Raw genomic sequence first — 13,867 nt, 5'->3', positions numbered from 1 at the left:
GTTTCAGGGTGAGCCTGCATACCACTTTCGGGTCTGTTGTAAGCCAGCTTTCGCGCAAAGTCATGCTGCATGAGCACATTAAATTGCGATCAACTGGTATGGATCAAAGGCATTTGAACATTCGCATACCAATTGGTTGACATTTTCATGTCGCCGTGCCGAAGCTGCGTCCCACGCCTGGCATGCAGGCGATCCTTTGGGAGGAGGAAACCATGCGGCGACCCGCCGGAGCAGTGCACAGCATCTCGTTGTCCCCCACACCCCTGATCGTGGCGCTGCTCGCCGTGCTGGCGGGCCTGCCCACGGCCAAGGCGCAATCCAGCAAGGACGCGGCAGGGCAGGATCCCACCACGCTGGACCAGGTGCAGGTCACCGGCATCCGCGAATCGATGCAGAGTTCGATCAACAAGAAGCGCGACGACACGGTCATTGCCGACGTGCTCTCGGCCGATGACATCGGCGACCTGCCGGCGCCCTCGCTGGCCGACGCGATCGAGACCCTGACCGGCGCCGCCTCGACCCGCGACAAGACCGGTGCGTCGGAGATCTCGATCCGTGGCTTGGGCGCCTTCCTCAGCAGCACCAACTTCAATGGCCGCGAGATCACCAACGGCAGCGGCGACCGCTCGGTGAACTTCAACATGTTTCCCGCCGAGCTGATCAATACGGTGGCCATCTACAAGACCCAGCGCGCCGACATCATCGAAGGCGGCGTGGCTGGCACCATCGGCCTGGAAACAGTGCGTCCACTGGAGTACGGCAAGCGTGCGGCGCAGCTGGACCTGCGTGGCAGCTGGGCCGAGTATGACAAGAAGTACCGCGACGACGACGGCATCGGCTATCGCGGCACCGCCAGCTACATCGACCAGTTCGAGTTCGGCAACGGGCAGAAGCTGGGCATCTCGCTGGGCTTCCAGCGCCTGGATGGCACCGACCCGGAAGAGAGCATCACCAGTGGTTCCACCTGGTATGCCTGCGATGGCACGCAGAACGTGGGCAATGCCAACTGCAATGAAGTGTCCGCGCAGGCCATCGCCAACGGCGCGCCGTACTACCTGGTGCCAAGCAGCCGCATCTACCGCCTCAAGCAGGAGCGCAACGACCGGCAGAGCGAGTTCGCCGCATTGCAGTGGCGGCCCAACGATGTGGTCGAAGTGAACCTCGACTTCGAACACACCGAGCGCAACTGGTACGAGAACCGCAGCGATCTGAGCCTGTCCAACGCTCGCCGCGGCATCACCCGGCGCGATGTGGACGCAGGGGGCATCGTGCGTCACCTGCATGGCAGCACCTCGATCGACTCCACTTCCAACCGCTACTGGCGTGGCGAGGAATACACCGGGGGTGGCCTGAACCTGATCCTGCGACCGACCCCGGCCTGGGAACTGTCCACCGATCTTTCGTACTCGCACACCAATCGCCTCGACAGCGAGCGCATGACCCGCCTGCGCGCCAACCAGCGCGACGTCAACAATGCCATCGTGCCGGGCATCAGCAGTGGTGCCACCGGCTACGTGGACTATGACTGGGACTGGCACGGCGAAGTGCCCAGTGTTGCCCTGGCGCCGAACTTCGACCCCAACAACTGGGACGCCTACACCGGCGCGGCGCGCGTCACCTCCAGCGCAACGGAGAACGACCACAGGATCAAGGCCGGTCGCTTCGATGCCAGCTTCATGCCCGAGTCCGGCTTCTTCACCCGCATCAAGGGCGGCGTGCGTGCCAGCCAGGCTGACTACCGCCTGCGCGACAACACCCTGGTAACCGACTACGACCAGCGCGTGGCGGCCGACAAGGCGAAGATCATCGCCGCCAACCAGGCCTGCCGCGCGCCGTTCCCGCAGGATGACTTCATGGATGCCGCCAGCGGCAACACGATCTCCTCGTGGGCGTACTTCGATCCGAACTGCCTGTACCAGTCGTTCCGTGGCAGCCTCGACAGTGGGTTGGATCCGGGTTTCCAGGATCCGAACAATGTCGATATCACCGAGAAGACACGCGCGCTCTATCTGATGGGTGAGTTCAGCAGCAACCTGTTCGGCTTGCCGGTGACCGGCAACCTCGGCTTGCGCTGGGTCAAGACCGATGTTCGCTCCGAAGGCGTGCGTACCGGGTTGCGCATCGAGGACAACGGTGACGGCACGATCCGCCTGCAACCCACCGGCGAGTACAGCACGCAGGTGTTCAAGGCGGGCAACGACAAGCTGCTGCCCAGCCTCAACGCGGCCTTCGAACTACGCCCGGACGTGTTGCTGCGGGTCGGTGCATACCGCGCGATGTCACGGCCGGACATCGCTGCGCTGGGCGCCGGGCGCACCATCAACGTGAGCAGTGATGCCACCTACGGCAATCTGGCCGACGCGCTGGATGACATCAGCGCCAGCGGCAACCCCGCCGCGCAGCCGCTGATGTCCTGGAACGGCGACCTGTCACTGGAGTGGTACCCGAACCCGGACACGATGCTGGCCGGCGCGGTGTACTGGAAGCAGTTCAACGGCGGCACCGCCACTGCGCTGGTGCCGGAGACCTACACCATCGACGGCCAGAGCGTGACCGTGCCGGTGCGCCAGCAGGTAACCACCGACGAGGACAGCACGCTGACCGGCTTCGAGCTGACCGCCACCCATCGACTGTCCTACCTGCCCAAGCCGTTCGATGGACTGGGCTTCAAGGTCAGTTACAACTACGCCGATGCCGACTACCGGACCCAGGACTCGCGACTGGGCGAGCAGCTGGCCAGTGATGGCACGATCATTCCGGCGATCGTGCCGCCGGCTGGCCTGAGTGGTTTCTCGCGGCACGTGCTGTCCGGCTCGATCTACTGGGACGTCGGGCGCTTCAACATCCAGGCCATCGGCAAGTTCCGCTCGCACTACTACCAGGACTTCACCGGCAACACCGCGCAGCAGAACCGCTACTACGATGACAACACCAGCGTGGACCTGCGCCTGCGCTACCGGGTGAACAAGCAGTTGTCGCTGTCGCTGGAGCTGATGAACCTGACCAACGAGCCACGCGTGGCCTACCAGCCGCTTTATGGGAACTTCCGCGAAGTGGTTACCTACGGGCGGCGTGCGTATTTCGGTGTACGATACAAGTTCTGAACAGGGCGGCGCGGCCAGTGGTCGCGCCGTCGCTCCAACCGGACCCTTGCCGGCCGCGGTGGCAGGGCAAGGACCCGGAAGGAATCGCCAAGGGTCAGCCGCATGTCCGCCAACCGCCTTTACCAGACCATCGCTGCCAAGCTCCGCAAGCTGATCGAGGACGGCGAATTTCCGCCGGGCTCGCGGCTGCCGGGCGAGCGTGAACTGGCCGAACGGTTCGGTGTCAGCCGCGTCACCATCCGCGAAGCCGAGATCGCACTGGAAGCACAGGGCTGGATCGCGATCCGCATCGGTTCGGGCGTGCATGTGAAGCCGCGCCCGACGCAGGCTCCGGGTGGGTTGCCGGATGTCAGTGCCTTCGACCTCACTGCCGCCCGCGCGGTGTTCGAGGCCGAGGCCGCCGCTCTGGCGGCAAGCAATCTGGATGATGCCGGCATTGCCGAGCTGCAGGCGCTGGCCGAAGCGCTGTGCCGTCGCGACCTGAGCGACGCGGAAGCCGGCGAGTACGACCGCCGTTTCCACCTGGCCATCGCACGGCTTTCCGGTAACCCGGTGGTGGAGTTCTTCGTGCAGCAGATCTGGCGCATGCGCAGCGAACTGCCGCGGGTGACCGAGGTCTATGCACGGGTCTGCCATGATGATGGCGCCAGCCGTGCCGACGAGCACATGGCCATCTTCGAAGCCCTGCGTGCGCGCGATCCGGTGGCTGCGCGCAATGCGATGCGCCATCACTTCCAGCGCCTGTTCGAGGCCATGCTGCAGGCGACCGAAAGCCAGGCGCTGGAGGAGATCCGTCGCCGCACGCAGCAGGACCGTGAACGGTTCATGGCCACGACGCGAATCTGAAAGGCGGTCTGATCCATCAGAACAGCTGGAACCAGCGCACCAGCACGCGGTCTCCCTCGCTGCGGTTGGCGGCGTCGAACTCCTTGTAGTAGTGGAACATGATCCGGGTCCTGCCGGTGCCGAACTGCACAGCGGGCCCCAGCGCACTGACACGTTCCATCGAATCGGCGCGTGTCCTGCCATCGATGCGTTCGGCGCTGATCTGCTTCAGCGCATACCCGGATACGCCAAGGCGCCAGTGCTGCCCGACGGCACGCGATACCGACACATTCGCATGCAGGGCCTGGCCGGGCTGGATGTAGTCGGCGGCGATCGCTGGGTTCGGGTCGGAATTGCGGCCTGTCCACAGATAGTGGATGCGTGAACTGAGCTCCCAGTTGTCGGCAAACTCCCAGGTCAGCGCGTAATGCGGATTGAAGGCCCATGCATTGCTGCTCGGGTTGATGGCCCGGTCACGGCGATAGCTTCCCGTCGGCAGCTGCACCTGCAGGTTCAACCGCTGGTAGTAGGGCCGCCCGAACAGTGTCTGTTCGGGCCATTGCAGAACCACGGGGCTGACACTCAGGTTGCCGAGCCCATTGCCGGCACGCACCGCAGGCGTGTAATCCGCATCCACCAGAACAATCGGCTGCAGCGCCTCATACCCGTACCAGGCGCCGAACACCTTGTGCTCGGTGATGCGGCCGACGAAGGTCGCCAACACAAGCGTCTGCAGCTCATTGTCGACCGGGCGCGGCCGACCGTGCGCATCCATGAACCGGTCTGCCTCGTAGACGTTGACGAACTGCTGGAACAGATCGCCTGGCTTTGACTTGCCATCATTGAACGAGGTGAGGCCCAGATTGCCAGAGGGCAATGCCGCGTGGGCCGGCATGGTCGCCAACGTGCCCATCAGGGTCGCCAGGCACATCGCAACAGGGGTGGTACAGCAACGGCCAGCATAAGAATGAAGGGTCATGCGATCTCTCCCGGAAACACATGGACGATGAGGCACCAGCCGATGCACGCAGCGAGGGCTGGCGAGGCTTATGGGCGATGGTCGGGTTGGCGCTCCGGCGCTGCGGCCTGGAACGCGGGATGGGAAAGGCAGGTCGCATGAATCTGCTGCACGCGTGGGTAGGGCGTCAGGTCGCACCCCATGCGCAATGCGTTGGCCACCTGCGGCACAAGGCAGCAGTCTGCTGCGCCAGGCGAATCACCAAAGCAGTACGTCGACGATCCACGGCGTTGCAGCAGTACCTCGGCGGCGCCCAGCCCTTCCGCAATCCAGTGCGCATACCACGCTGAACGCGCCTCAGGGCCCACCGCCAATGGATCGGCGAGGTATTTCAGCGCACGCAGGTTGTTGAGCGGGTGGATGTCGCAGGAAATCAGCAGCGCCAGCTCCAGCACGTGGGCACGCTGGACCGGATCGGCCGGGTACAGCGGAACCTGCGGGGCAATGCGGTCCAGATAGTCGAGGATGGCCAGCGACTGGGTGATCACCTCGCCCTCGTCGGTGACCAGCACCGGCACGCCTCCCACAGGGCTCAATGTGCGGTGTGGCCCGGCGTACTGTTCGCCTGCACGGATGTCGACGGTGCGGAGTTCGTGCGCAAGTCCCTTCAGCGCAAGGGCGATCCGCACCCGGTAAGAGGTGGAACTGTTGAAGAAGCTGTAGAGGATCATGGCAGGCTCGTAGCGGAGAAATCAGTGCCCCGGAGCCGCTGCCGGAGGCGCGGCGCCAGGGCGGTAGCGTCGGCCCATGCAGAAGATCAGCAGCGCAGCGAGGGCCGCCGGAATCATCAGCAGGCTGAAGATGCCGTGCATGCCCCAGCCCAGGCCGAGCATTGCGCCGCCGCTGAGTGAACCGACGATGGAACCGATGCGCCCTGCACCGAGCGCCCATGAGACACCGGTAGCCCGGCTGGCAGTGGGGTAGAACGACGCGGCGAGTGCATTCGCCCCGACCTGGGAGCCACTGATGCAGAAGCCCACGCCGGCCACGAATGCACCCAGCAACCAGAAATCGGTGTAGTAGCGCGCGATTGCGCCGATGCACAGTGCGCCAGCCAGGTACGCCAGTGCCAGCACACGATAAGGGTTGACCCGATCCATCGCCGCGCCCAGCAGAATCGAACCCAGCGTGCCCCCTACCTGGAACAGGGCCGTCAACAGCGCTGCCTGGCTCAGGCTCAGGCCGGTCCCCTTGATCAGCGTAGGCAGCCAGTTGGTCAGCAGGTAGATGATCAGCAGGCTCATGAAGAACGCGCCCCACAACAGCAGGGTTCCCTGCCGAAGTTCCGGCGCGATCAGGCGTCGCAGCGGCGAACGATCGGCGCCCACTGCGGAAACGGGATCGGAGGCGTCGACGAACCCACCGGTCCACCCGGCCGGCAGCGGCGCGATCGCACGCAACAGGCGGGCCACACGTGCTTCATTGCCGGGTGTGAGCAGCAGGAACCGCGCGGACTCGGGCAGCCACAGTGCCAGTGCAGGCAACACGAGCAGGGGCAGGATGCCGCCCAGCGCCAGCACGGAGCGCCAGCCGTACAGCGGCAGCAGATGCGCGGAGACGACCCCGCCCAGCGCCGAGCCCAGGGTGAAGCCGCAGAACATGGTGGTGACCAGCAGCGAGCGACGCCGCTGCGGACAGTACTCGGAGGTGAGCGTCACCGCCTGTGGCATCGCGCCTCCCAGGCCAAGGCCCGTGAGGAAGCGCAGCACGCTCAGCTCGGTTACCGAACCGGCCCACGCCGAGGCCAGGCTGAATCCACCGAACAGCAGCACTGAAAGCATCAGGATGCGCTTGCGGCCGAAGCGATCTGCAAGCGGCCCACAGGCAAACGCACCCACTGCCAGCCCACCCAATGCGGCCACCAGGACCGGATTGAGCTGCCCCGGACTCAACGACCAGTCATGGCTCAATGCCGGTGCGATGAAGCCGATGGCGGCGGTGTCGAACCCATCCAGTGCAACCACCAGGAAACACAGTCCCAGTACCCGCCACTGGAATCCACTCAGCTTCTGCGCATCGACGAACGCGCGGACGTCGACAGCGCCCTTGTACAGGATTGCGGACATGACCCTCCCCTTGGCCGCGCGCGGCGCAGCCCTGTGACGTGGAAGCAGGCCCCGTTCGGGGCCATCGCAGGCAAGCCTGGGCTAGGCGCCCACGCGCACCTTCAGTTCGCCCAGGCCGGCGATGCCGCCGACCATCAGGTCGCCGGGAACGACGGCACCCACTCCTTCGGGAGTGCCGGTAAAGATCAAGTCACCCGGCTGCAGCGCGAAGAAGCGCGAGAGGTAGGCGACGGTCTCGGCCACCGACCAGATCAGCGCGGCAGTGCTGCTGCGCTGCCGGTCTTCTCCGTTGACCTGCAGCCAGAGCTCGGCCTGTGTGATTGCCCCACTGTGTGCAGCGGGATGCAAGGGCCCGATCGGTGCCGATTGATCGAATGCCTTGCCGATTTCCCAGGGGCGCCCCATCTCGCGCATCTGCATCTGCAGGTCGCGCCGGGTCATATCGAGGCCCGTGGCATAGCCGAATACGTGGGACAACGCATTTTCCACGGGGATATCCGAACCGCCGGTGCCGATCGCGGCCACCAGTTCGATCTCGTAGTGGTAGTTATGGGTCTCGCGGGGATACGGAAGCAGCAGCTCTTCACCGTCCTGTACCGGAATCACAGCATCAGCGGGCTTGCAGAAGAAGAACGGGGGCTCGCGGTCCGGGTCGAAGCCCATTTCGCGTGCATGGGCGGCATAGTTGCGCCCGACGCAGTACACGCGACGGACAGGGAAGCGGTCAGCGCTGCCGACGATCGGTACGCCAACCACCGGCGCAGGTGGGAACAGATAGGACATTGACGCCACTCCTGGTACAGAAAGGGAAGGGGATCGGAAACCGGTAGCCGTGGATGGTCGATGCCTCAGACCGGCTCACGTGATTCGCGCAGCAGGCCCAGGGCCTCGTGCAGCGGTCGGTCCGAGAAACTGAACAGTGTCGCGTCTTCGCTGGCATGCAATGAGAGGCCAGCCCACGACGGCACCACGAAGGTGTCCTTCGGCTCGAAGGCGAATCGCTGGCCGCCGATGATGGCGTCACCGCGGCCTTCCACCACCGAGTACACCGTGGCATCGGTACTGCGCCAGGTTCGGCCCTGGAAGCCGCCCGGCAGCAGCTGCATGCAGGTGGCAATGGAGGGCATGGCCCAGCCCCCGGTCGCGGGATTGGCGTAACGCAGCTTGATGCCGTCCCAGGGATCAAGCTCGCCGTTGCGCAGCAGCGCATGCAGGGCCTCCCGGGTACGCTCATAGGGGTAGTGCGACAGGGGGGACACCGGTGAGCGGACGCGGTGGCGGACCGGCAACAGGCCCGATCCATAGCGGGCCAGGCTGCTGCCGTCGGCCTGTGTCAGCGGCTGCTCTTCACTGGCGTGTTCTTCGGCGAACTGGGCCCCAAGGAAGCCGAGCAGGGGAATATCCAGTCCATCCAGCCAGACCACCGGCTCTCCGCCTTCGCCTTCCTGGTGATTGCCGTGGTCGTGCCAGGTCCACGAAGGCGTGATGATGAAGTCACCCGGCGCCATCGGAATGCGCTCGCCATCGACCACGGTGTGGGCAGAGCGGCCCTCGATCACCAGGCGCAAGGCCGACTGCGTATGGCGATGGCTGGGCGCAACCTCGCCCGGCAGAATCAGCTGAAGGCCCGCATACAGGCTCTGGGTGATCGATGCCCGGCCGGGGATCGCCGGATTCTCCATCACCAGTACCCGTCGCACCGCTTCGGCGGCGGTCAACAATCGCCCGGCGCGCATCAGGTGCGGGCGCAGTTCGCGGTAGCGCCACAGTGCTGCCTGGATGGTCCTGGCGGGCTCGCGGGGCACCAGCGAGTGCAGCTGGTCCCACAGCGGCACCAGGCGGTCCGCGGCGATGTCCTGGTTGAACGCGGTGCGTGCGTCGAGGGAAGAGATCGAATGCATCGGAAACTCCGTCCTGCCGGCACCCGGAGCGGTGCCATCGACACCAAGACTAGGAGGTTGACCTACAATGCGAAAATGATATTTGCGTATTGATCCATACAGGAATTCACATGCCCGAGTTGCTCGACTGGTCGCGCCGCCTGCATATGCGGCATCTGCAGTGGCTGCTGTTGCTGGAGCAGACCGGCAGCCTGTCCGAAGCCGCCCGCACGGCGCACACCACGCAGCCCGGCCTGTCCAAATGGCTGCGTGAACTGGAAGATGACGTCGGCACGCCGCTGTTCGAGCGCCACGCGCGTGGCATCAGCCCGACACGCGCCGGGCATCTGGTGCTGCTGTACGCGCGTCGGGTCCTCAACGCCATGCAGCGTGCGGAAGAGGATGTGGAAGCCGTACGCCACGGAGGATTGCGCCGGGTCATGCTGGCGACGTCGCCGGCGGCGACATTCAACCTGGTGCCCGATGCGATCGTGCGCTACATGCGGCTGCAGCCGGACATCCAGATCGGCCTGCGCGAAGGTCCGATGGACGAACTGTTGGTACAGCTGGAGCGGGTACAGGTGGACGTGGCCGTCGGCCGCCTTGGGAGCAGCAGCCCGCCTCCCGGCCTTCAGTACGAGCTGCTGTATGTGGAGCCGATCGTGCTGGTCGCACGTCCGGGGCATCCGTTGACGCGTAAACGAGCACCCACCTGGCAGCAGGCTTTCGGATATCCATGGATCGTCTGGCCGACAGGCACTCCAATCCGCAGCAATCTTGAATCCAGCCTGGCGGAAATCGGCCTGGCGCCACCGCCGTGCACGGTGGAGTCTTCGTCGATGCTGGCCAGCATCTCGCTGCTGCGCGACAGCGATCTGCTGCTTGCGGTATCGGCGCACGTGGCCGACCATTTCGTTCGCCTGAAGCAGATGGCGCGGCTGCCGTTGTCGATGGGCACTGCAGGTGCGCTGGGCATGTACTGGCGCGAAGCGACGACGAGCGACCCTGCCATCGCGGGGTTGATCGAAAGCCTCCGGGAGGCCGCACGCCAGATCCGCGAAGCAGGGTAGACAGGTTGCAGAGGCCGGGCGCCGACGCCCGGCCTGCACTTGCTCAGGGGCGACCGGCCATTACGCCGCCATCCACGTCCCAGATCGCGCCCGTCACCCATGACGCCTTGTCCGACAGCAGGAACGCGATCACCTCGGCCACGTCCTGCGCGGTGCCGACGCGGCCAATCGGATGGAAGGCGTTGAATCCCTCCAGCACGCTCTGCACGTCTTCGCTGGGGATGAACGCTTCGTAGATCGGTGTCTGCACGACGGCCGGGGATACGGCGTTGACGCGGATGCTGTTTCCCGCCAGTTCCATGGCCAGATGCTGGGTGAGGGCGTGGAGTCCCGCCTTGGCCATCGAGTACGCGGACGACGGCGTGGCCGCGATGGCCTGGCGTGCCCACATCGAACCGATGTTGACGATGGCACCGGGGCGATCATTCGCAATCATGCTCGCCGCCACCTGCTGGGTCATGAAGAAGAACGCCTTGTTCAAGCGCATGTACTGCTCATAGTCGTCGGCACTGTGGTGCAGGAACGCCTTGGGCACGAACATGCCGGCGGCATTCACCAGCAGATCCACATCCGGGTGCGCGCTGGCGATGCCCGCCATCAGGCTGTCCAGGCCGTCGTCGGTGGCGAGGTTGCCGCACAGCGCTGCAACCGGTCCGAACTGTGCAAGTTCGGCCCGTGCCCGCTCGGTCTTGTCGGCGCGCTGGCCGACGATGACGGCCCGGCCACCGCCCTGCAGGACCTTGCGTGCCGATGCCAGGCCGATGCCGCTGGTGCCGCCGATGACCAGAACCTTGTTGCCTTTGAAGATGTCGTTCATCTGGAGTGCCTTCGTATGCGTGGCCGATGATCGCCGGCCGGGGAGAGGAGGCCGATCCTCCGCCCCCGCGGCGTGCCTCTCAAATGCTTTATTCTTGGCCGGACGCAAAGAAAAACCATCTTGCTGATGAAGGCACATCTGAACTTCACCGCGCTGCGTGCGCTCGAGGCCGCGGCAAGGCATCAGAGCTTCAGTGCCGCAGCAGCGGAACTGCACGTGACCCCGGCTGCGATAGGCCAGCTTGTCCGGTCGCTGGAGGACGTGCTGGGCGTGGAGCTGTTCACGCGGGAGAAGAGCGGTGCCCGTCGGCTGATCCCGACCGACGCCACAGAACGTGCGCTGCCGGACATCCGCGCAGGACTGGATCGGCTGACCCGTGGCCTTTCGCGGCTTCAGGAAGATGCCAATGGCGGGTTGCTGACGGTGAGCACCAGTCCAGCGTTCGCCTCCAAGTGGTTGTTGCCACGGCTGGAACACTTCCAGAACGATTGGCCGGATATCGATGTGGGACTGCACACTGGCCTGAACCTGGTGGATTTCGAGCGTGACGGCATCGATATCGGCGTGCGCTATGGCCACGGCCAGTGGCCGGGGCTGACGGCGGACAGGCTGATGGAGGAGGAGGTATTTCCGGTCTGCGCGAGTGCCTGGCTTGGCACGCATGGGCCGCTGGACCACCCGTCGCAGCTGGAAGGACAGCCGTTGATCCACGATCTGTCGGTGGACAGTCGTGCCGGCTTCATGGGCTGGAGCGAGTGGCTGCACCGTGCGGGCGCCGGCAATGTGGACCCTACCCGCGGCCTGCAGGTCAACAACTCCGCAGCCGTACTGCAGGCCGCCATCGAAGGCAGGGGTGTGGCATTGGCGCGCAGCGTGATGGCGCGGGACGACCTGGCAGCAGGCCGGCTGGTACGGCTGTTTCCGCAGATCGCCGTTGCCGCGGCGCTGGCGTACTACATCGTGTACCGGCCGGCCTGCGCTTCGCTGCCGAAGGTGATGCAGTTCCGTGACTGGCTGCAGGCCGAAGCACGGGCCACGGGGGGCCTCACGCAGGCGCAATATTCGCGTTGAAGCGCAGCAGGTTCGACGGGTCGTAGCGGCGCTTGATCTCCCGCAGTCGCGCCAGTTTCGCTTCGCCGTACACGTCCGGAAGTCGCGACGGACCCTCGTACTCGACGTAGGTGAAAGGCACGCCACTGTTGTAGGGCGCCAGCTGCCTTGCCAGGCCGGACACCTGCGCCTGCGCCCTGGCCACGGTGGCGGCATCACCCTTGAAGAAGGCACGGCCGTTCAGCAGCCAACTGGCATTGCGATGCGATACCGCCGTCGTGCCTTCGTCGAGGCGACTCCACGCACCGCCGCGGTAGTAGCTGAACAACAGCATCATCATCGAATCCGGTTGTTCGACGGTAGAGCGCAGGATGTCGACCACCGGGTCGGTCAGTTCGTCGATCAGTACGCCATGCCAGTAGTTCCGGAAGCCATAGCCCGGGTCCTTGACGTCATTCTCGAAGTACGAGAGATAGCTCTGCGCCTTGACCGTGTTGCTGATGGGCTTGACGTCAGCCACCAGCGCATCGACGAGCGGCTGCCCTTGTTCGGGATTGCCAAAATAGACCAGGGCGAGCGTGACCACCGGGCGCGGCGTGCCGGTAACGGACGTTGCGAAGAAGCTCAGCGCCATGGTCATGTTGTCTGGAATCGTGTCATCCCACCTGCGCAGGCTCGAAACCAGGCGACGTGCATCTTCGATGTCGTAGGTGAGTACACCGGACAACACCTGCTTGACCGGGTGCAGACGCACCGTCATCGACGTGACCACCGCGAAATTGCCGCCGCCACCGCGCATTGCCCAGAACAGGTCTGGATTGTCGGTCTCACTGACGCGCAGGGTGCTGCCGTCCGCGAGTACGACCTCGGCCGAAATCAGATTGTCCGAACCCAGGCCGAATACCCGCGGCAGGTCGCCATAACCGCCAGAAAGCGTGTAGCCGGTCATTCCAACGAAGGGTGAAACAGCCGTCGGTGCGGCCAGTCCGTGCGCCTGGGCAGCACGCAGGAACTCGATGGCCACCACGCCAGGCTCGAAGGTGGCCGTGCGGCGTTCTGCGTCGACCACCAGTCGCTTCATGCGCGAGGTATCAATCAGGATCGCATCGTTGCCGGCGGCCTTCAGGGCGCCATGCCCGGTCGCCTTGATCGCGATACCCAGGTTGTGTGCGCTGGCGAACGTGACCGCGGCGATGATGTCTTGCCTGGAGCGCGCCTGCACCACCGCGGCAGGAGACTGCTCGATCGTTCCATTCCAGGTGCTGCGGCTGCTGTCGTATGCCTTGCTGCCTTGCGCGAACACCGCGCCGGGGAGCAACAGCGACAGGGCCTGAAGGGCGTCGGGTGACATGGGACCTCCTGTCTGGGGAGCGGGCAGCGCCGCAGCGGCGCGACCGACGGTTGCGGTGCTCAGGCCAGCCCCCAGCACGGTTGCTGCCGCGGCGTACAGACCGCCCTCGAGCAGGTGACGACGGCCGGGACTTTCCGGCGTGGTTGAATCCTCGCAGGTGTCCTTCATGACGCGGCTCCTGCGTTGCGTCGGGCATCCAGGCTGAACGCGCCGGCGCCGAATGCGCAGACCTGCAGCAGGCCGCCGGCCATCGCCAGGTTCTTCAGGAAGTGGAACAGCTGGTTCTGGTCACTGATGTTGGCGTGGAATCCGATCGCGGTGGCCAGCGCGAAAAGTGCCATCAACAACGCCACGGAACGTGCCTGATAGCCGAGCACCAGCAGCAGGGCACCGCCAAGCTCCACGGCCAGCGCTGCCACGTAGGCCAGCTGTGGCAGGGGAAGGCCGCTTGATGCGATGTAACCGATGGTCCCGGACGCATCGGCGAGCTTGCCGATGCCGCTGACCAGGAAGATAGCCGAGAGGAGAAGTCGCCCGAGCCTGTCCCTGATACACATGTCCGGGCCCACGAAACGGAGTCCTACCCCGTATGCGGTGCTGATCTGGAAACAAAAAAGCACGTCTTAAGATTGAAAGGTGTCAGTAGTGTCTTTAAAAAAAAACCAAAGCGAAGTAACAAGGGTAGG

General features: G+C 64.9%; 12 protein-coding genes. 4 read left to right on the top strand and 8 right to left on the bottom strand.

Annotated features, from left to right (window positions below; all coding sequences use genetic code 11):
* Nucleotides 1-212: 212 nt before the first annotated feature.
* Together EKL94_RS10430 and EKL94_RS10425 are read left to right on the top strand one after the other, a co-directional pair.
* Nucleotides 213-3,104, top strand: a complete 2,892-nt coding sequence (locus EKL94_RS10430; protein WP_126929035.1) for a TonB-dependent receptor — start codon at nt 213-215, stop codon at nt 3,102-3,104.
* 102 nt (nt 3,105-3,206) lie between these two features.
* Nucleotides 3,207-3,950, top strand: a complete 744-nt coding sequence (locus EKL94_RS10425; RefSeq protein WP_005409753.1) for a FadR/GntR family transcriptional regulator — start codon at nt 3,207-3,209, stop codon at nt 3,948-3,950.
* 16 nt (nt 3,951-3,966) lie between these two features.
* Here the strand turns inward: EKL94_RS10425 and EKL94_RS10420 are convergent, their stop codons facing one another.
* The 5 genes from EKL94_RS10420 to gtdA form a co-directional block, all read right to left on the bottom strand.
* Nucleotides 3,967-4,908: a SphA family protein gene (locus tag EKL94_RS10420; protein ID WP_221767982.1), complete on the bottom strand. Its 942-nt coding sequence runs from the start codon at nt 4,906-4,908 to the stop codon at nt 3,967-3,969.
* Nucleotides 4,909-4,976: 68 nt separating this feature from the next.
* The gene (gene maiA / locus EKL94_RS10415) at nt 4,977-5,618 is read right to left on the bottom strand and encodes a maleylacetoacetate isomerase (RefSeq protein WP_126929034.1); all 642 of its coding nucleotides are present in this window, start codon (nt 5,616-5,618) and stop codon (nt 4,977-4,979) included.
* 21 nt (nt 5,619-5,639) lie between these two features.
* Nucleotides 5,640-7,013 (bottom strand): MFS transporter, encoded by a 1,374-nt coding sequence (locus EKL94_RS10410; RefSeq protein ID WP_126929033.1) that lies wholly within the window; start codon nt 7,011-7,013, stop codon nt 5,640-5,642.
* Between the two features lie 81 nt (nt 7,014-7,094).
* Complete coding sequence (locus EKL94_RS10405) at nt 7,095-7,796, bottom strand: fumarylacetoacetate hydrolase family protein (RefSeq protein ID WP_126929032.1); 702 nt, start codon at nt 7,794-7,796, stop codon at nt 7,095-7,097.
* Between the two features lie 65 nt (nt 7,797-7,861).
* Entirely contained in the window at nt 7,862-8,914 is a 1,053-nt protein-coding gene (gtdA, locus tag EKL94_RS10400; RefSeq protein ID WP_126929031.1) for a gentisate 1,2-dioxygenase, read from the bottom strand.
* A 110-nt stretch (nt 8,915-9,024) separates the two neighbouring features.
* Here gtdA and EKL94_RS10395 point away from each other — a divergent pair, with 110 nt between their 5' ends.
* On the top strand, nt 9,025-9,963 hold the full coding sequence (locus EKL94_RS10395) for a LysR substrate-binding domain-containing protein (protein ID WP_126929030.1): 939 nt from the start codon (nt 9,025-9,027) through the stop codon (nt 9,961-9,963).
* Nucleotides 9,964-10,006: 43 nt separating this feature from the next.
* On the opposite strand, the gene EKL94_RS10390 is transcribed toward EKL94_RS10395, so the two are convergent.
* A complete protein-coding gene (locus EKL94_RS10390; protein ID WP_126929029.1) occupies nt 10,007-10,780 on the bottom strand; it encodes an SDR family NAD(P)-dependent oxidoreductase in 774 nt (257 codons plus the stop codon).
* A gap of 126 nt (nt 10,781-10,906) precedes the next feature.
* Here EKL94_RS10390 and gcvA point away from each other — a divergent pair, with 126 nt between their 5' ends.
* Complete coding sequence (gene gcvA, locus EKL94_RS10385) at nt 10,907-11,851, top strand: transcriptional regulator GcvA (RefSeq protein WP_126929028.1); 945 nt, start codon at nt 10,907-10,909, stop codon at nt 11,849-11,851.
* Here gcvA and EKL94_RS10380 read toward each other — a convergent pair.
* Both EKL94_RS10380 and EKL94_RS10375 read right to left on the bottom strand, forming a co-directional pair.
* On the bottom strand, nt 11,826-13,349 hold the full coding sequence (locus tag EKL94_RS10380) for an FAD-binding oxidoreductase (RefSeq protein WP_126929027.1): 1,524 nt from the start codon (nt 13,347-13,349) through the stop codon (nt 11,826-11,828). The two genes, gcvA and EKL94_RS10380, sit on opposite strands and share 26 nt — an antisense overlap.
* Nucleotides 13,346-13,738, bottom strand: a complete 393-nt coding sequence (locus tag EKL94_RS10375; protein ID WP_126929026.1) for a DoxX family protein — start codon at nt 13,736-13,738, stop codon at nt 13,346-13,348. The genes EKL94_RS10380 and EKL94_RS10375 overlap by 4 nt, the downstream gene beginning before the upstream one ends.
* Between the last annotated feature and the right edge of the window lie 129 nt (nt 13,739-13,867).

Source organism: Stenotrophomonas maltophilia, from assembly GCF_003970865.1.
Taxonomy (GTDB): Bacteria; Pseudomonadota; Gammaproteobacteria; order Xanthomonadales; family Xanthomonadaceae; genus Stenotrophomonas; species Stenotrophomonas maltophilia_AR.
This window is presented reverse-complemented; position numbering and strand designations above follow the sequence as displayed.